The 18,477-nt window shown below is 65.5% G+C and carries 12 protein-coding genes and 4 pseudogenes; 6 read left to right on the forward strand and 10 right to left on the reverse strand.

Annotation, left to right across the window (positions count from 1 at the left end; translation table 11 throughout):
- Positions 1–77 precede the first annotated feature (77 nt).
- A complete protein-coding gene (locus tag OZ403_RS09100) occupies positions 78–488 on the forward strand; it encodes a hypothetical protein (protein ID WP_268783942.1) in 411 nt (136 codons plus the stop codon).
- Positions 489–534: 46 nt separating this feature from the next.
- Here OZ403_RS09100 and OZ403_RS09105 read toward each other — a convergent pair.
- The 3 genes and pseudogenes from OZ403_RS09105 to OZ403_RS09115 form a co-directional block, all read right to left on the reverse strand.
- Positions 535–1,422 (reverse strand): annotated as a pseudogene (locus OZ403_RS09105) (IS3 family transposase); the annotation flags it as partial.
- A protein-coding gene (locus OZ403_RS39680; protein WP_268781586.1) for a transposase occupies positions 1,423–3,029 on the reverse strand; the annotation gives its coding sequence in 2 pieces (ribosomal slippage) (positions 1,423–2,057 and positions 2,057–3,029; 1,608 coding nt in all).
- A 43-nt stretch (positions 3,030–3,072) separates the two neighbouring features.
- Positions 3,073–3,351 (reverse strand): annotated as a pseudogene (locus tag OZ403_RS09115) (transposase); the annotation flags it as partial.
- 417 nt (positions 3,352–3,768) lie between these two features.
- On the opposite strand from OZ403_RS09115, the gene OZ403_RS09120 reads away from it, so the two are divergent.
- Positions 3,769–4,296 carry an integrase core domain-containing protein gene (locus OZ403_RS09120; protein ID WP_268783944.1) on the forward strand — a complete coding sequence of 176 codons (528 nt, stop codon included), beginning with the start codon at positions 3,769–3,771 and terminating at the stop codon, positions 4,294–4,296.
- 528 nt (positions 4,297–4,824) lie between these two features.
- A pseudogene (locus tag OZ403_RS09125) lies at positions 4,825–5,493 on the forward strand (ISNCY family transposase); the annotation flags it as partial.
- A gap of 180 nt (positions 5,494–5,673) precedes the next feature.
- Here the strand turns inward: OZ403_RS09125 and istB are convergent.
- Positions 5,674–6,435 (reverse strand): IS21-like element helper ATPase IstB, encoded by a 762-nt coding sequence (gene istB / locus OZ403_RS09130; RefSeq protein WP_140876531.1) that lies wholly within the window; start codon positions 6,433–6,435, stop codon positions 5,674–5,676.
- Entirely contained in the window at positions 6,432–7,934 is a 1,503-nt protein-coding gene (istA, locus tag OZ403_RS09135; protein ID WP_268781592.1) for an IS21 family transposase, read from the reverse strand. Before istA ends, istB begins: the two co-directional genes overlap by 4 nt.
- A 1,001-nt stretch (positions 7,935–8,935) precedes the next feature.
- Between istA and OZ403_RS09140 the strand changes: the two genes are divergently transcribed.
- A complete protein-coding gene (locus tag OZ403_RS09140; protein ID WP_268783945.1) occupies positions 8,936–9,502 on the forward strand; it encodes a hypothetical protein in 567 nt (188 codons plus the stop codon).
- 349 nt (positions 9,503–9,851) lie between these two features.
- Here the strand turns inward: OZ403_RS09140 and OZ403_RS09145 are convergent, their stop codons facing one another.
- The 4 genes from OZ403_RS09145 to OZ403_RS09160 are packed head-to-tail and all read right to left on the reverse strand — an operon-like array spanning position 9,852 to position 16,210.
- Positions 9,852–10,976 carry a trypsin-like peptidase domain-containing protein gene (locus tag OZ403_RS09145; RefSeq protein WP_268783946.1) on the reverse strand — a complete coding sequence of 375 codons (1,125 nt, stop codon included), beginning with the start codon at positions 10,974–10,976 and terminating at the stop codon, positions 9,852–9,854.
- Positions 10,977–10,987: 11 nt separating this feature from the next.
- A complete protein-coding gene (locus tag OZ403_RS09150; RefSeq protein ID WP_268783947.1) occupies positions 10,988–13,849 on the reverse strand; it encodes an ATP-binding protein in 2,862 nt (953 codons plus the stop codon).
- The gene (locus OZ403_RS09155; RefSeq protein ID WP_268783948.1) at positions 13,839–14,879 is read right to left on the reverse strand and encodes a hypothetical protein; all 1,041 of its coding nucleotides are present in this window, start codon (positions 14,877–14,879) and stop codon (positions 13,839–13,841) included. Before OZ403_RS09155 ends, OZ403_RS09150 begins: the two co-directional genes overlap by 11 nt.
- A gap of 50 nt (positions 14,880–14,929) precedes the next feature.
- Positions 14,930–16,210 (reverse strand): hypothetical protein, encoded by a 1,281-nt coding sequence (locus OZ403_RS09160; RefSeq protein WP_268783949.1) that lies wholly within the window; start codon positions 16,208–16,210, stop codon positions 14,930–14,932.
- A 223-nt stretch (positions 16,211–16,433) separates the two neighbouring features.
- Here OZ403_RS09160 and OZ403_RS09165 point away from each other — a divergent pair.
- Together OZ403_RS09165 and OZ403_RS09170 are read left to right on the forward strand one after the other, a co-directional pair.
- Positions 16,434–16,617, forward strand: a pseudogene (locus tag OZ403_RS09165) (IS256 family transposase); the annotation flags it as partial.
- Between the two features lie 77 nt (positions 16,618–16,694).
- Complete coding sequence (locus OZ403_RS09170) at positions 16,695–16,871, forward strand: hypothetical protein (RefSeq protein WP_268783950.1); 177 nt, start codon at positions 16,695–16,697, stop codon at positions 16,869–16,871.
- Positions 16,872–17,065: 194 nt separating this feature from the next.
- On the opposite strand, the gene OZ403_RS09175 is transcribed toward OZ403_RS09170, so the two are convergent.
- Entirely contained in the window at positions 17,066–18,367 is a 1,302-nt protein-coding gene (locus tag OZ403_RS09175) for a competence protein CoiA family protein (protein ID WP_268783951.1), read from the reverse strand.
- Positions 18,368–18,477: the final 110 nt, after the last annotated feature.

The following is an 18,477-nucleotide window of genomic DNA, read 5'->3' on the forward strand; positions in this document are numbered from 1 at the left end:
GCCCGCTTCCGCCGTCCTCTCGTGGCTGAAGGGAGGGGGGAACGGGCCCTTTCGCCTGGAGAGCAACGGATATGAACATGGTGGTACTGCGAGCCTTCGCGCCAGCGTTCGACGTGAAGGCGTTTCTTGAGCGCCATCCCTCCCTCGAAACCGACGCGGTTTGGGTGCGAGGCGATAAACAGTTGCTCCGGGGAGCGCATGAGGATTCAGGCTTCACGCTCTCCCTCGCCGAAGCGGAGACAGCCCTGCTTGCCCTCGTCGAGGCACGCGCGCGACTGGAGCCGATTGCCTCGGTGCTCGCTGAACTCCAGCGGCGAACCGTTACCTGCCTCATCGATATAGGGATGATGGTCGGAAGCCATTCGCGGTTCACTGCTTCCGTCCAGCTCACCCCCGAGGACCTCCGCTGGTTCGCGGAGCGGGGATTGGGCCTGGTCGTCTCCGCCTACCCGACCTCGGACGACGATGATGATGGGGAGAATGCGTAGGCTCGCGCCTGTGCCGCTGTTCTGCCCCCGTTCTTCGGACCACGCGTTATGAGAGTCCTGCGGCGCTGTTGATACCGTGCTCGGGGGATGATGCGGCGGGGTCGGCATGGGCACGGCGAGCTCCGACCTCCGCGGGTGTCTTGTAGCCCAGACTGCTGTGCGGACGCTTCTCGTTGTAGTCGTACCGCCACGCCTCAATGAGGACGACAGCCTCCCTCCTGTTGGCAAACCACTCCGCGGACAGGCACTCGTCGCGAAAGCGGCCGTTGAAGCTCTCGTTGGTACCGTTCTGCCAGGGCTTGCCCGGGTCGCTGTAGGCCGTCTGGATGCCGCTGGCCTCCAGCCACCCTCGCAGGGCCTTGGCGATGAACTCCGGGCCGTTGTCGCTTCTGAGGTACTTCGGCGGACCGTGCACCGCCACCAGGCGCGAGAGTACCTCGATGACTCGTCTGGAGTTGATGCGCCCCGCCACGTCGATGGCCAGGCATTCGCGGCTGTGCTCGTCCACGACAGTGAGGCACTTGAGCTTCTGCCCGTTGGCGCATGCGTCGTGCACGAAGTCCCAGGCCCATACCGAGTTGACGCCCTCGGGCTTCGGCTGCCGCGGCCGTCCGAGCCGAAGGCGCTTTCTCGGCCTCCTTCGAGTGAGAGCCAGCCCCTCCTTCTTCCAGAGCCGATGCACTCGCTTCACGTTGACCATAGGCCCTTCGCGCCGCAGCAGCGCCCAGGCCCGCCGGTAGCCGTACCGGGGACGTGCCCGAGCGATACCTCGCAGCTTCTCCACCAGCGCCGCGTCCTTCGCCTCCTTGCGACGGACGTAGCCCAGACTGCTGCGGGCCACCTGCAGTAGCGCGCACGCCCGGCGCTGCGACACGCCTCGCTCCTCGGCGTACCTCACCTGCCGGCGACGGACGGACGCGCTCACCATTTTTTTCTACGCCGGCAAATATGGCCTGAGTTTCTCTTCGATGTCTCGGAGGTAGCCATCCGGGTCGGCGCGGAAGCGCCGGCCCATGATGCGAGGGACGCGCCGATGCTCAAGCTGAGCGCGCAGCAGTCGCCAGTCGTTGAGGTCCCCAGGCGCCAGGTGAGGGCCGTCAAGGGCGGGCAGCAGGTGGGCCGAGGCGATGGCCGGAATCCGCACCGCGCCGCGCACGACGAGGCCCGCACTCCCTCGCACCCGGCCCGAGGCGCGCCGTTCGTGGTAACGGCAGGAACCGAAGAGGTGTTCGAGGTCATTGTCGGTGCGGGGCAAGTCCGGCACGTCGTAGCAGTGGAAGAGGCCCTTCCAGTAGCGGCGCGTTTCGAGGAGGAAGTGGGCGAGGGCCTGCCGCAGGATTCCTCGGTGAAGTCGGCGCGTCCAGCGCACCAGGGCGGCCAGCAGGGCGGCAAGTCGGCGTCGCACACCTGCCGCGTCCAAGCCGGCCTCGTTGCGGAGGATGGCCGCAGTGCGCTCTACCCATGGGTAGGCCCGTGCCAGGCTGGGCCACATGCATGCCGTTGCCTTCAGCGCGTTGCGTAGCACCGCATGCAGACGGCTCAATTCCGGTGGGCACGCCCCCCTTTTGAAACCCGCTCCAAACTCTTCTCAATGGCCTCCAGGCGCCGGCGAAACAGCAGGCCGGAGGGTTTGAGGGGCGGGCGGTGGTCGTCGGTGAGGGCGCTCCTCACAGCCGCCGCGTAGGCGCGCGTAGCGTGGGCGCCAGCATCCTGGCGGCCTTCTACCGCGCGTTCGACTTTCCTCACCTCGCGCACCCGCTTCTTCAATTCCTTCTTCGCATGCCGGTCGGCCTCGTAGAGGGGCCGGGCTGCCTCTCGGAGGTAGTGGAAATGGCAGAGTTGGTGCGGCACCTCGGGCAGTACATGGGCGAGAGCGTTGCGGATGCTCCTCTGCCCATCGGACACCACGCCGACGATGGGCACCAGCCCCAGCGCGCGCTTCACTTCTTCGAGAAGTGGTGCGAGTTCCTGCTCGCTCCCAGACAGCAAGGGACGCGCCAGCAAGACCTGACCCGACAGACATTCGCGCACCACCCAAAGCACCTCGTGTCCCACGTCAGGAGCGAGCCCATCAATAGCAAGCACTGCCCGCCCCTGAGGTTTCAGTGTTTCTTGCAGCCGCCTGGCGTCGAGCAGCTTGAGGCTGACGAGTTCGTCGTATCGGTCGAGCAAGTTGGTGCAGGTACGCTCGGAAATGGCGATGCCCTTGTGACGCAACAGGGCGTGGATTTCCGGCACGCTGCGGTGCGCCCGGTAGCGCTCCGCCCCAATGAAGGCCAGCACGTCCAGGCCGAACTCATGCTCCGGCAGCACCCATTGCCCCTCGCCCTCGGCCCTCAGCGACACCCCCTTCAGCAGACACCCCTCGCGGTGGCACACCCGTACCTGGACGGACAATCCCACGCACCCGGTGAGAGTCGTCACGCAGCGCCGCGAGCGCCAATCTGCTCGCGTCCTCGTGCCGCATGCCTCGCAGCGCCGACGCTCGCTGTCGAGCCGCACCTCCCGAGTTGCAATAGGGCGAGCTGTCGTCCGAGCCATGGCAGTCCTCCTCTCAGAAGGTCAACACCTCGGACTCAAGCCATATTTGCCGGCGTAGTTTTTTTGTGGAGATTTCCTTCATGACCTCGATTTCGAGGTCCCTCTCGGCCAGCAGCTTCTTCAGCCGCGCGTTCTCCTTCTCCAGCTCCTTGAGCCGCGTCGCGTCGCCTGCCTCCATGCCGCCGAACTTCTGCCGCCACCGGTAGAGCGTCTGCTCGGCGACGCCGTGCTTCCGGGCCACCTCCACCACGCTAGCCCCAGGCGCCTCCGCCTCCCTCAGGATGCGGACCATCTGCTCCTCGGTAAACCTGCTCTTCCTCACGACCGACCTACCTCCTGGCCGCGAGGACTCTCTCACTCTTCAACTGGTCCGAAAATTGGGGAGCAGACCACGGGCGACGCGCAGTGCGAGGGGCGAACCGCTGGCTGATAGTACCGCGACGCTGGCCGCCTGGGCCTGCGGTCGTCTTCGAGCGGATTGCGGTTGTTGGGCCCAGCTTGGCGCTCCCCTCGTCACGCGCGCGCAGTCTCTCGGGCGCGCGAGATGGCGTAGGCGGTGCGTCGGTGATTCCGACCCCGCTTCGCCGCTACGGGAACTCGCCGGCCTCGTGCTCACCATGCTCACTCGCCTTGAGCCGCTCGTGACGTAGCGATCGAATTTTGGGTAGGCACAGGAGAGCCGGAACCATCGCCCTCATGGCGAAGCTTCATGCCCTTGCATCTGGCGGAGTCCGCAGGAATGGACTTCTTTGTCATTCCGACCGCGACGTTTGGAGTGCTGTTGGGATTCGTGGTGGTGAGTCACAGGGACAGGCGAATCCTCCACCTCAACGTGACAGCGCACCCGACGGAGGAATGGACGAAGCAGCAGTTGCGAGAGGCCTTCCCCTGGGCCAGCGCTCCAAGGTACTTGCACCGAGATAGGGACAAGCTCTACACCGAAGGCGTTCGGGCCACGCTCTCCCATCTGGGGGTGCAAGAGGTGCTGAGTGCAGCGCGTTGTCCGTGGCAGAATCCCTATGCCGAAAGAATCATCGGCTCAATTCGTCGGGAGCTGCTGGACCATGTCGTCGTCCTGAACGAAGCCCACGCTCGGCGGCTGCTGCGCGAGTACCAGCGCTACTACAACGCGAGCCGGACGCACCTGTCGCTCGGTAAGGATGCGCCCGAGAGGCGTCAGGTGCAGGGCCCGGAGCGAGGAGCCAAGGTGATAGAGCTGCGGGAAGTCTTCGGGCTCCACCACCGGTACGAGCGCCGAGCGGCATAGAATCTCGGCCCCTCCAGCAACGGCCTTAGAGACCTGCCGCCGCCGCGCCGTCCTGCCTACCTTCGCAAGAGTGGAAGGGTGCGCCCGCATGCAGCCAAAGAGCCGTTGAGACGACTGGACGGGACGTGCTTTCGACCTCCGTCAAGCATGCGAGAGGTTCCGGCGGCTCGTCGTGCCCGTCGCTCACGCGTCATGGCGCGCGTTTTAACGCAGCTTTGACGCACTCATGACGCAGCGACCGAATTTTGGATAGGCACAGGGCCGAGAGCGCCCTCTTCAGCACCGCGAGCCAGAATCCCTTGGGATTCAGCGGCTTAAGCACGAAGTCATCGCGAGGCCTGTGTTAAAAAAAACTACGCCGGCAAATACCTCCTGCCCTCCTCGGTGTTGCTTCCATAGGGAGGTGGCACCATGGGACGCACGACTGCCCACCCACCGGCGAGCAGGCAGGCGGGGTTGGAGAACCATCGACGGCGGTGCTCCGCGTGCGGAGGGCCCGCCCCAGCGGACTACCGGGCACGGCGGAACGTGGTGACGCTGGAGGCAGTGGTCGCCCTCAAGGTGCAGGTGCGAGTGTGCCACCGGAAGGGTTGCCCGTTGTACTTGAAGCCCGTGCGTGCCGAAGAAGAGGGCCGGTGGGCGCTGCCGGACCATGAGTTCGGCCTGGACGTCATCGCCCTGATTGGGGCACTGCGCTACCACGAGCATCGCAGCGTCCCGGAAATCCATGCAGTCCTTCGCGCACGGGGCGTCTCCATTTCCGAGCGCAGTGTCACCAACCAACTCGACCGGTACGATGAGCTGCTGGCACTGCGAATGACAGACAGCCGGCGACTGCAGCAGGTGACACGTCAACAGGGCCGGGTGGTGCTGGCCATGGACGGCTTGCAGCCCGAGGTGGGCCATGAGGTGTTGTGGGTGGTGCGCGACTGCCTCTCCGGCGAGGTGCTGGCAGCCCGTAGCTTGCTGGGCAGTGGTGAGGCGGAGTTGGCCCCGCTGCTTCTGGAGGTGAAAGCGGCGCTGGCGGTGCCCATTGCCGGAGTCGTCTCGGATGGCCAGCGCTCCATCCGCAACGCGGTGGCCTCGGCGCTGCCTGGGGTGCCTCACCAACTCTGCCACTTCCACTACCTGCGTGAGGCGGCCCGCCCCCTCTACGACGCGGACCGGCACGCCAAGAAGTTGCTGAAGAGTCATGTGTGTTGGCGGTCATCAAAGAGCGCGGGATTCTGGTCATCGACGCGGTCATCGCGGAGCGCGGAAATCGGGTCATCGGCGAGCGCAGGTATCGAGTCGAGGCAACGCAAGACGGCCCCGCGCTGCGCTCCGATTGCGGGGCGCAGAGCGAGGCCGGTGGGCATCGGTGAGTCGCGGGGACGCTCAGCTCTTCCTTGCCTTGCGCTCCGCGCGTGATTCCTCGGCCATACGCCTGCGGTAGCTGTCGCCCTCGATGCTGATGATGCTCGCGTGGTGGATGACGCGGTCAATGAGGGCGATGGCGCATGCGGCGTTGGGGAAGATGGTGGTCCACTCGGAGAATGGGAGGTTGGTCGTCAGGACAATCGGCTTCTTCTCATACCTGCGCGACACCACCTGGAAGAGGAGGTCGGCGTTCCTGGCGTCGTAGGAGAGGTAGCCAATCTCGTCGATGACGAGCAACCCCGCCTGAGTGCAGTAGTGCTTCAGGCGCCTGTCGAGAGCGCGAGCGGAGTCCTGGCTTCCCAAGTCGAGCAGCAACTGGGAGGCGGTGGTGAAGAGGACGGAGTGCCCAGCCTGCACGGCGTTGTAGGCGATATTCTGAGCAATCATCGTCTTGCCCAGTCCCTGGGGCGCGACGAGGACGACGTTGGCGGGGCGGGCCATGAAGTCCAGCGCCAGGGCGCCCTCGACGGCCGTCCTGTCGATGCGCTTGGGCCAGCCCCAGTCGAAGTCGGCCATCGTCCTGAGCGCGCCGAGCTTGCTGCGCGACAGGCGCCGCTCCACGCTGCGCCGGGCTCTGTCCTTCGTCTCTTCCTCGGTGATGGCTTCCAGCAACTCGGTGGGGCCCCACCTGCGTTTGGTGGCCAGGGCAATGAGGTCATCGAGCGCGGCACTGGTGTGATGCAGGCCCAGGGTGTTGAGGCGTTCCTTCAAGGGGCTCATGACACTTGCTCCGTGTCGCGCCCGAGGAGGGCGTCGTAGGGGTTGAGGGAGTGCTGGGGGACGCGTTGCTCGCGCACGCGCGGGTCATCCGGCAGCACCAGGGGCAGCGGCGGAGGGGCGCCCCTTTTGCGGCTGCGTTGGTCGAGGACGTGGGCAACGGCGGCGGGGCCGAGTGCGCCGCGAGCGAGCGTCTCGGCGATGGCGGCGTCGGTTTCGGCGGAGCCGTACCTGTCGGCCAGCGCCAGCAGCTTCACGGTGTGGTTGCCGAGGTTGTCGCCGCGGCTGGTGAGCGCCTGGAGGAGTTGCTCGGCGTGCGGGCAGCGTGCGCGCAGCAAGTCCCTGCCACGCAGCTCGTGGGCGTGGGCCTTGCGCCTGGCCAGGGCAGCCAGGTGGCTGGCATCCTCGACGACGGCGCCCTTGTCCCAGCTGCGCACGTGCGAGGCGACTTCCACGGCGCCGTCGAGGAGGCGCACCGTGGTGGACGAGGCCACCAGCGTGAGGGGCCGGCGCACCAGGCCCTCGGGAATGGAGTAGTCGTTGCCGTCGAAGCGCACGTAGGGCGTCTTGCCGGAGGCGGCGGGGCGCACCACGTCGGTGGGCAGCGGGTGCGCGGGCAGCGGCAGCAGCAGGGGGCGCTCGGCTTCCAAGGCCTGCGCCACCGTGCGGCCCGAGGCGTCGCCGGGCACCCGGCGCTGGTGGGCCACCTCCTCCACCCAGCGCTGCAGTTGGCGGTTGACGTCGTCGAGGCCGTGGAAGGTGCGCGCAGAGAAGAAGGAGTCGCGCAGGTAGCGGATGGTGCGCTCCACCTTTCCCTTCTCATTGCCGCGGTAGGGGGCGCAGGGCTTGGGGACGAAGTGGTAGTGGCCGGCGGCTTCCAATATGCGCGGGTGGAAGTGAATGATGTCTCCGGCCCTCTGCAGCACGACGGACTTCAGGTTGTCGTAGAGGAGGTTGCGAGGCACGCCGCCCAGCGCTTCGAAGGCTTGGACGTGGCCCTGGAGGAAGCACTCCATGGTTTGGCCCAGGAAGAAGCGCGCGTACATGGCGCGCGAGTGGCCCAGCACCAGGACGAAGCAGGAGAGCGTCCGGGTGGCCCGCCCCACCCGCACCTTGCCGAAGCTGCCCCAGTCCACCTGGGCCTCTTCGCCCAGCAGGGTATTGCGGCGCAAGAAGGCCTCGGCCTGGGGCCCCGGACGCACCCGCCGCACGTAGCGCTTCACCTGCTCATAGCCGCCCAGGTAGCCACGGGCCTTCACCATGTGGAAGAGGCGCGTGGCCCTCAGGCGCGGGTGGGCCTTGAGGGTGACGTCAATGAAGTCCGTGTACGGGCCCAGCACCGTGGGCTTCGCCGTTCTGTCAGCACTGGCTACCGGCACGTCCTCCAGGGCCGCCTCCACGGTGTCGTGGTGCAGCCCCAACTGCGTGGCGATGGTGCCCACCGGCCAGCCTTCCGCGTAGTGCAACTGGCGAATCCGGGCGCGTACCTCGAGGCCAATCATCCTCCCACCTCCTCAGGGTGGGCAGCGCCGCCAGCGCGGGCCCATTCGGGTGCGCGCCAGGGTGGTGTGACGGAGGAATGGATTGGCGCGTCCGCAGGACGTGCAAGCCGGAATGGACGGTGGTGCATACGCAGGTGGCCTCGCTGCGCTCGGCTCCGCGGACACCTGCGTGGTGGCCTGGGCCGGCGCGGGCGGCACCGTCACCTCCAAGGCCCCTGGCGGGGGAGACTGATGCGTCACTTTCCGCCGCCGTCCTCGGTACGCGGCCTGGCGCTCGGCGTGCGCATGCCGTCCGTCTCGGGTGCGCTGGTATCGCCGCCCGGCCGCGCGCACCGACTCCGCACGCGCCAGCACCCCGCACCTGCGCTCGCAGTAGCGCTGCCCCCTGTCGCACCGGCTGCACAGCTGAAACAGCCTCCGGCACTCCGGCCGCCCGCACACCACCAGACGCAATGACTCCACGCACACCTTCCCGTGCGCGCCGACTTCTGGCGCCGCGCCGCGGAGTGCGCTACCCCTCCCTCACCGGCTCGCCCCTCTCGCACACCAGGGCGCGCCCCCAGGAAGGCCCTCCAGGTGTCGCTGGTGGGCCTTCTGACTTTTCAGGACGCGCGCAGCCCCGGACTCCACCGGCTCGCGCTCCTCTCCTCAACTTTTCGGCGGCACCCAGCGCTGCCCCTGGCAGCAGAGCTCTCGAACTTCTCGCCGTCCATGACCAGAAATCCGCGCTTCCTGGTGACCATCAACAGTCATGTGCGAGGAGTGCGGGTTATCGAGCGCGCCGTCGAAGGGCGCCAGGACGCCCAAGCACAGGCCGTCCGCGGCTACTGCGCCGCGGTGCGCAGCGCCTTGACGGACGACAGGCGCCCGCCCCTGAAGCCCTCCGGTTTGGAGTTGCACCGGCGACTGCGAGCGATTGAAGCGAGTCTCCGCCGGGCAGAAAAAGGGGGGCGCGCACCAGAGAACTGAAGCGACTGCGCCTGCTATTGAGGCGCGGCCTGATGCAGACGGCGAGGATATGGCCACCACTGAAGGTGGCCTACCGGTGGGTAGAGCGTGTCGCCGAAATCCTCACCAATGCCTCCGGCCAGAAAGGCTGTCACGTCAAAAGGCGCATGGCCGGCCTTGTCGGCGCACTGGCGCATGCCATGCGACGCACCCACTCCCCCCACCGCGCGGCGCTGGCGCATTTCCTCCTGGAAACGCGTCGCTATTGGCCCGGCCTCTTCCATTGCTACGATGTACCCGGCCTGCCTCGCACGGACAATGACTTGGAGCACCTGTTTGGCAGTTGCCGCTACCACGAGCGCCGGGCCTCGGGCCGGCGCCGCGGAAGTGAGGGCCTGGTGGTGCGCGGACAGGTGCGAGTCGTCGCCGCAGTGGCGACCCGACTTGCCCCCACTGTCGGCGCGGAACTGGCCCCCAAAGACATCATTGCGTGGAGGAATCTGCGTGCCTCCCTTCGAAGACGGCAACACGCGCGAGTCTTGGGCCGTCGATTCCGGGCCAATCCGAACGCCTACCTCGCAGCGATTGAGCGGGAGCTCAGGAGAGCTTTGCCGGCGTAGAAAAAAAGGGCCCTACCAGTTGGTAGGGCCCTTCAAGTAGCTCCCCGAATGAAGCACTGCGCGAACTCGTTCTCGGATTCTCTCTGAGAGGACTCGAACTCTCTGAGAGGCCGAAGGCGAGTAATATCCAGCTGTTTCAACGAAGGAGCTGGGCGACCGGACTGCCCCGCCGCCATGGCTGCAACGAGTAGCGTTGGACCAGCCGCATGCAGCGGCAGAGTGCAGTCCGAGCCCACCTCCCCAATGCACCACCCTCTTCGCTGCCATAGGAACTCGGTGGCCACGTACGCGTCGCGCTCACTCGCCTCGACGCAGCGTCTGAGTTTTGGATAAACACACCCGTCTCAAGTCAGTCCGGGATGCCCTGGACCCCGCGAAGCTCGTCCCAGAGCACGGCGTGCCGTGCCTTCAGGTGCGCCAGAATGGCGCCGATGGGCGTGCCCACGTTGACCCAAGCGGACTTACGCCCCTGGTACTCCACATCGTTCACGTCAATCGAGGCGCGATGGAGGGCGACGACACGCCACGCATCGTCCAGCACGGGCGAGCCGGAGGAGCCCTGCTCGGTGTCGGTGAAGTAGCGCAACTCGGTCATGGCGACGTAGGTGACAAGGTTGTTGCGGCACGCAACCATCTTCGGCAGTCCACGCGGGTGCTGGATGATGTTGACGGGAGCGTGCTTGACCACGGGCTCGGTGCGCAGGTGAAGGAACTTGCGCGCAGTCTGTGGTGCAGCCAGTCTCAGCAAGGCGAAGTCGAGTCCTGGGTCAACTACCTCCAGCTTCGCAACCCGGGACTCGTCCACGGGCGCGCTGGTGTGGTCATAGTCGAACTCGAGCACCGTCTCCGCTGCTTGGCGGTCAAGGTCGAGACGTGGAGCCTCCGGCTCACCCGAAATGCGTGCGTTGATGACGTGGTGGTTGGTGAGCACTAGGTCCGGTGTCACCAGCCACGCGGTGCCATTGAACAGGAAGGGGGCGCCATTGGCGAGCAAGCGCTTCTGGCCCGCATCGAAGCGGGGAACGAGGGCGCGAGCGACACAGCGGCCCGCGTTCTGCCCTCCGAGGAGGAAGCCGAAGGGCAACAGGTCGTTCTCATGAACGATGCGTTCCTTGCGCTCGGCGAGTTGCTCGCGGGGGATGACGGGGCCTGCGGGAGCGCGGCTGGTGATGGCGGCAAGGGTGTTGGTGAAGGTCTTCGCGGCCGGCGTCGGCCCCGCGAGCGTCGCGGCGGTGCGCAGCCACGAGGCCAGCGGCACGCTGCCGTCCGTCAACTCATCAGTCGTGTTGAGTCGGTCTAGCGTCAGCTTGAGCTGGTCGATGGGACGCGGAACGTTCGCAAGCGTCCCGACGAAGTAGGGATTCATCCCGCTCAGCAGGGCTTGGTGTGAGACCGGGTTCGCCAGGTTCGCCTTGATGGCCTCCTGCAGGAGTGCATCGAGTTGCTCGTCAGTGAGGAACTTGAAGGTCGTCATGTCAGTGCCCCTCAGGCCACGAACGCCGTCAGGAAGAATAGCGGTCCAAACTCTTTGGTGTTTGCCTTCGATGGAGGAACGAGCAGCTCTCCTCGAGTTCTGTATCCAGGGCGCGATGAAAAGAGGGACTGGGCAAACAGCCGCGCGACAAAGTCCAGGGAAGCCTCTTCACCCTTTTCGGGGTCCGACAGCCCCGTAGCTTGGCGGAGTGTGCTCGGACGCAAGAGGAAGTGACGAAGGGAGTTACTCATTTCCTTCAGCGGCTCACTTTCGTCCAGAGGCTCAATGTTGTTCAGGAGGTCAATCGCTGTCAGGCAGATCTGGGGTGCGCGATACACGTCCCTCTCAGGCAACTGCAGGAGCAGGTCCGACAGCTTCTTCCTGGCGAAGAGGAACTGTGGCGAGCGGGGTTGCTCCACTCCCCAGAGGTAGGTCATGGCCATTCGCGGGAGCAGACACGCCAGGTCTCCTACGCGCTTCACTGCGATGAGGTCCGCCTCCTCAAGCGCAGTCTGAGCCCGTTCCCGCTCGCCGTGCATTGCCTCCAACTGGGCCTTGAGAAGGAACAGCTTCAACGTCTCAACGGGGTCCGCGCCCCACCCAGCGCTGTCGATCCCATCGTCGATGACCCGCGTAGCCTTATCGAAGCGCTTCGAGAGGATAAGCGCGCGGGCTTCAATGGAGTACAGCGCGCTTCCGGGAGTCCGCTCTCGCCGAACCCGAAGGAAGTCCAGCGCCAACAGCGGCTCGCCATTGAGCAGCACGTCATTGGCTCGACGTGCCGTGTGCCGCTCCCAATCCACGAGCTCGGCACGGGCCCATACTTTCGGGGACAGGTGCAGCCCGAGATGGGAGGCCGCATACGTCCGGGCCTCGGCGGGCAAATCATCCACCGCCGTGCGCAGGTAGCCCTCCACTCCGGACATCCAGCGTGGCTCTATCTGCTCACGGGGCTGAGCGCTGGCCAGCCTGTGGTAGAGTTCCTCGGCGCGGCTCGCAACATCGGTACGTTGCTCGTAATAGCGCACCGCTGCCGCATGGATGGCGGCGACCTTCTCGGGCTGATCCTGCTTCAGCGGCGCCAGCATCACGCTCCGCACGTCCGGCCGATGATAGAGGGCACCATCGGCGCCTAAGGAAACGAGCGATACCTCACGCCGGAGTTGCTCGAACAGTGCCTTCGCCTGAGACAGCGACAGCTCTCCGAGTCCGCACGGCCCCGCCAACACCTCCCGGATGACCTCTGGCGTGAGCCGGCGAAGGATAAGCCCGGGGTGCGCGAGCTTCCGCACGACGGGGTCGTGCACGTGCTCCAGAATGCGCCGGTAGAGCTGTCCCTGAACCACAGCCTCCCGCGCGGCGAAGAAGAAGAGGCGCTTCGTCGTCAGAGCCCGGATGCCCTCCTCTGCGGCACCTTCCAGGTGGACCACCTCTGCCGCCAGCACCAGGCTGAGCGGGTTGCCACCAACCTGCTCATACAGCCCTTGCCTGACGGAGGGCACCTCCACGCCACTCGCTTTCAGAAGTGACAGGGCGGACACTCTATCCAGTTCCTCAAGGGCCAGGTCCGTGGCCTCGAGTTGAGGCTCGGGTGCCCGGCCCGACAGGACGACCCGCAGGGGCGCGTATCGCTCGCTGAGGACCTTGAGAAAGAGGTTCAGCTCCCTCATGAGGTCAGCATTTCTATACTGGACCTCCTCGAAGGTGTCGAACAGCAGTAGGAAGCGTTTGGAGCGTTCCTCGTCCTGGAGCATCAACTTTACGAGCCGAGACCCGAACTCCTCCACCAACGGCAGCCAGAGCTGCCGGGCGCTCTCCGCCGCCGAAGCATCGCCACTGAGCCCGACTGCTCTGCGCTGGCGTTCATCGTTCAGTGCCCTCCGGCAGCGGGCCTCGAAGTGCGAAAGCATCTCCTGGGGCGCTCCCGGGTACTGGAGGCCCAGTTGGCGGCTCATCTCCATCAGGAGCGTCGCGGGCTTGTCGAGGTTGATATGCGGGTCATCGAAGTCGAGATAGGCGAATGCAACACTCCGGCTGTGCTCAAGCATGAACCGGGCGACCAGTGCCGACTTGCCCATGCCTCCGGGCCCGTGAATCAGCAGCGGAGCGCGTCGTCCACTCCATAACCGGGTGCGCTCAAGCACATCCGAGAGTCTCTGCCTCACGGAGGTATCCAGCACCCCTATATGAGCCCGAAGTCGCCCCAGTTCCGCCTTGCGGCCGCGGAAGGTGTCCCCCGCCAGCTTCCGGAATGGCGCCAGCAGACGCGCCCGAGCTAGGTCATGGCGAAGGCTCTGCTCATACTCGTTGTGGCTCTCCTGGCCCATGACCTTGGGGCCAAACCAACGAACAACTTGGAGTTGCCGGTCCAGCACGTCAGCATCCTCCAGGCCAGTTCGGTCGAATTCAGATCTCGGTGCCCTGAGCGCGTGCCCTGGAACCTCCCACCGACGAATCACATGCGGCACCTTCTCAATACCTGAGTACTGCTCCAAGTAATGCGTGATGAGCTGCTGAAGCAAATCCGGATTCTCAACCGGGTTGCACTGCAACACTTCACCCAGCCCTCCAGGAAAATCCAGCCGCTCGATGGCTTCCCGCCTTACGGACTCCTTCAACATCCAGCGGCCCGTTCCCGCGACCACCTCACAATCCTCCATCAGCCACCTCAATGCTCCTCCCTCGCCCTGCCTCCCCCCCAGGGGGCGGAGCGTCTCCGGGTCGAAGGTGCTGAGCACGCACGCAGCCTTCCGGTAGTTCCACCGCTCCGGAGGCAATTCACCTTCGGCCGCTGCGGACGCATCCTGGAACTCGCGGAGCAGCGCACGTCGCCGCGCCACCTCTTCCTTCGGCAGCGATTCGCTAGAGCTCACGCGTCACCTCCATCACGGCCTTCGACACGGCGGACTGCCACTCCTCGTCCGCGGGCGTCACGGTGAGCTTCGCGAAGACCTTCGCGACGGCCGCGTCCACATTTTCAGGCGTAGGAGCCGGGTGGACACGCACGAAGAATTCCTTCACGTCCTCCTTCTGGATGGAGTCCAGCCGCTCCTCTTCGAATCCGTGAACCAGCTCGGCGAGTGTCTCGGGGTCATAGTCGATGATGACAAGGCGCCCGTCGGCGTGGTGGAGGTTCGACGTCAGTGCCTCCGCCAGGAAGAATATGAGCGCGTGCGTCGCCGGCGGCGCAGCACGGAAGCCATCCAACAACAGACAGAAGGACGTGTAGCGCTGGCTCAGCTGGTTGATGACCCAAGTGGACAGCTCCTGGGCCCACCGGTTCTCAGTCCCGCGCTGCACCGGCATCTGGCGGATGTCCCCTCCCACCTTGCCTACGATGCTGCGTGCCACCTCGTCCGGCGTGTAGCTCTCCGCTTGCCCTCGCACGGCGGAGAACCAGACGGGCGCAAACCCCTCGCACGCAGCTTTGAGGTGGCTGATGTACAGCTGGGAGTAAGACTTCCCGGTCCTGGGAGGTCCGTTGACCACCAGCAACCGCTCTCGCATGGGATTTCGCGCGACGAAGTCCTTGAGCACCTCTCGAAAGCTCGACCGGTTGATGAACGGCTTGCGCATGAGCAGGCACTCCCCGAAGGGATCGTTCTGGGCGAGGGTTGCCTTCTTCCACTGCAACTCGTCAACGATTAGCGCGATCTCTTTGTGGATGAGCAACTCGGGCCGAATCAGGAGCTGCAGCAGCAGCGGCTGTGGCCCGTGGAGTCCATCATCCTCGCAGAAGCGAATCAGCTCACGAAGCTGCTCACCGATGGTTGGCATCACCGTCTGCTTGTCCCGAACAGCGAGGCCCAGCCACGCGCCGATGGTGTTGAGCGGCTGGTCGCCAATCTGCTCCTGGAGGCGCAGGTAGATGACGCTATGCTGTGTGGAGCTTAGGAGCGACATTCAGGCCAATTCCTCTGGAACGTGGATTCCTTTGTCCCACGCGGCTGCGACTACCGCCCCGTCGCTTGCTGCACGGGACCAGGCAGATGCTTCTCGAACAGCTGCTCCAACTGGCCGTCCCGGCCGACCCCGTGCATCGTGAGCACGACCGGATCCTTGCTCGTGTCCAAGGCATCGATCTCTAGCTTGAGCACCACCGTCCCCTCTAGCGAAGCCAGCCCGCGAGTCCAGCCCAGTACCCGCGAGGCCTGCTTCACCTTCAGCTCCACGGGCTCCTGCGACGACAGTCCCGTCCCCTGCGCCTCCAGCACCAGCGTCCCCTTCGGGCTGAAGGAGAAGGCGGCGCCCAGCGAGCGCTCCGGACGTGACAGGGCTACATCGCTCAGCAGGTGAACGCCCGTGCTCACCGCTGTGGTATCCTTGTCCCGCCTCTGTATATACGTCGCCAGCTCCCACGGGCCGCCCGCTGCGTCCAGCTTTGGCACCTCCAGCGTTAGCTCTCCTGTGCCGTCCGCCTTGACGGACTGAGCCCCCTCCAGGAGCACCGCTTCGGGAGATCCCACCTTCCGGACCCTCGCGCCAAAGACGTCACCGGGCTTCATCGCCGTGGCCTTAAACACGGCCAAGAGCTTTCCGCTGGCGTCCCGGGTGTACTGGGTCGTTACCCCTGACTCCGGGCGGGACGTGAACAGCGCTCCGAGCGCCGGAGCTGCCCCCGTGAACGCCAGGGCCGTGGCAAAAAAGACTGATGCCCACTTGAGCTGGTCGCCGCGCTCCGTCGCCCGCTCGTCGAGCGCTTTGAGCATGCTGCTTGGGCTATCCGGGTTGAAGGTCTTCCGGGCCGGAGTCTTCATCCGCGCGGCGAACGCCATGCTGACGCCCAGCAACACCAGCGCCAGGGTGAAGAACACCTGCGACGCCGCCTTCACCTTGTCGTGGACGGTGTACGCGTAGAAACCGACCAGTGTCGTGAACAGGGCCGTGCCGTTAAACAGCCAAGTGCCGAACGCTTCCAATCGCTCCGCCGACTTCTGCGGCTCAAAGAGGGTCCGCAGTTTCGCGAGCTCCGACGCCTCGCCGTCGAGGATGGGCCGCCCCTGGACCTTGGCGTCCGTCCTTCGCAGGTCGAACATCTGGTGCGTCTTGCAACGCGGGCAGACGACCTCGATGTCGAGGACGCTCGGCAGGGCAGTGACCGAGGAAGGAGTGAAGCCCTCCGGCAGCCCGACCTCCTGGATGATGGTGGACTGCCTGCCCCTTGCCGCCTCGACGAGGTCGGTCAGGTCCCTGCCCGCGCAGGTGCTCGTTGCGCACTGCCATTTCGTCGCCATGTTCCCCCACGTCAGTTCCGTGGGCTCTTTACGGGCCGAGCCTGGCGCAGAGTGTAATCCTACGCCCAGGACTCCCGCTATGAGTCACACCTGTCCCAGCCCCTCACATCCACGCAAGCCGCTCCTGCACCAGCACCCGCAGTATGTCCGAGGTCAGCGGCTTCTGGTCGCACCGCAGACAGGGGCAGGGGGACTGTACCCGGCGGCAGCCTGCGCCGAAGCGGGTCTCGAGCGTCTCCACGGCGAGGTGAAGCGCTGCATCCGCGGTGTCGGTGCCTTCCCGGACCGCGCCAGCGCCCTGTGCCTCATCACCGCCGCCGCCCTCGAACAAAGTCACTGGCGTCTGGGATGACCGCCGCTACCTTGACATGTCCTTGCTCAAATCAACCACAGCCGCCGCTGATTGATGTCCCTGAGGAGGCAGCTCCCCCGAGCGCTCTCCGAACCCACTGCGCACGTTTCGGGACTTGACCGCAAGGCGCAGATGTCGATGCTCGCCGGCTGTGGGCAGAGCCACCTGCGTGCGGAGATAGAAAGCCGCTACTGTCTGGACGGGCAGGCGCGCGCGGCCCCGGACATCGGCGTGTTGGGCGAAGCCTTCCGCGAGGCACGAGTCGCGAAGTGGAGCTGCCCGCGGACCCGCTTCTCCACATCGACCTAGCGTGGCCGTCCGCCTGACCGTGATTTAGGGCCTCCTCGCAGAGCAGGGACGCGCGAAGCCCGTGCCTCACTTACTCTCTTTAACGCACTGCCGTTTGTGGGCTTGACGCGTTCAGGGCGCAGCGGCCGAAGTGTGCGTAGGCTCGCATTCTTGAGACGAGGCGACTGGGGCTTGGGCTGTCTCAGCCCTGCAGCTCAGTCGGCCCTCCACCTCCGCCACCGCCGCAAGGGTAGCTCTCCTCCGTTCTTTTGTCGGAGCCATTTTTCGAATTGCTCCACGCCGTCTGACTCCAAGGCATGGGTGACCTTCTTCGCGTAGGCAAAGATTTTTACTTCGATTGGCCGGATGCGACCTGCTTGGATTTGCCGTTCGATAGCTTCGGGAGAGACTCCCAGTCGGTGATGCAGCCCTCTTTGGAACTCAACTTTGACCCATCGAGCCTGCTTGACGCTCCACCAGAAGCGCTGGAACGGCTCCTGTTCCACCTTTCCGAGCTTGAACCCACCGTACGTGTCCAGTTGCACCCAGGGGTTGGTAGCCGACTTGCGGCAGTGCTGCCGGGCAGCCGCCTTCGCCTCATCGAGAAGAGGCCAGAAGTCCTTCGCTCGCGCGCCCTCCCATCGCTGGAGGACCCGCCCCTTCTTGTCCTCATGCAATTCCGCGTGGGTGATTTCCCCTTTGTCCCAGTGCTGAACCAAGATGAAGAGCAGAGTCCTTCGGACGCCTTTCTCCAGGTACATATGCACCCAGCAGTGAGCTCGCGCTTCGATGCGTGGTGCGAGCCGCTCCTGCTCTTCGAGTTCCTCCTCGCGTCTGCGCGCGGCTTCGTACTCCTCATGCTGCTTCCGATGCGCTTCTTCTTCAGCATGGCACTCATCACATTGCGTAGGCACCCGGAGGCCAAGTTCCTTCCTGAACGGAATGGGGGCGGGCGCAACCCATGGCGCGTGCCCTCCTTCGCCCATAATTGCCCGGGCTTCGACCTCCACCATGGGGACGCCATGCCTTTCGAGCGCCGCCAGCTTCTCCGGTCCACAAGCGTGCGTCGCGAGGACTTCGAGCAGCGCAAGTCGCTCCTCGCCGCGCCAAAGCGTCAAGTCTGGCTTGAGCGTCCGGGCCGGGTCGAGCCACACCTCCACCTCGGCGCGGTCACCAAGCAGGAGCTGCATCGCGGCTGCGGCGGTTGGCGCCCCACAGCCACGGCAGGAGCGGGTGATGCTCAGCGTCTGCCCCTCGTCAGCCATTTTCTGAAGCGAGCGGAGCAGCAGCAGCTTGGCGGAAATGTGGAGTTCCCCCTCGCCTGTCGAGCCGAAGCAGGGGGCCACCTTGGGTTGGTGGGCGAAGTGATGGGAGACCTTCTCCCCCAGCTTCGCGATCAGATTCGTGCTGCACACCGGACAGTGCACTGGCGGAAGGCGCTCACCGGTGCGGCGGAGCGCGAGAGCATCCCGAATGCCGAAGACCGCCCCAGTATCGGTCATCGCGAAGGTCAACATGTCCTTCATTCCTCCCGCTAGTGCTTGCCACTGCATTGTGCCACGCAATAGTTCATGAGGCCGAGCCTAGCGCGTGCCGCGGTGAGCGCGAAGCCAGTCTCCCTTTGAGT

Source organism: Myxococcus sp. NMCA1, assembly GCF_026810205.1.
Classification (GTDB): Bacteria; Myxococcota; Myxococcia; order Myxococcales; family Myxococcaceae; genus Myxococcus; species Myxococcus xanthus_A.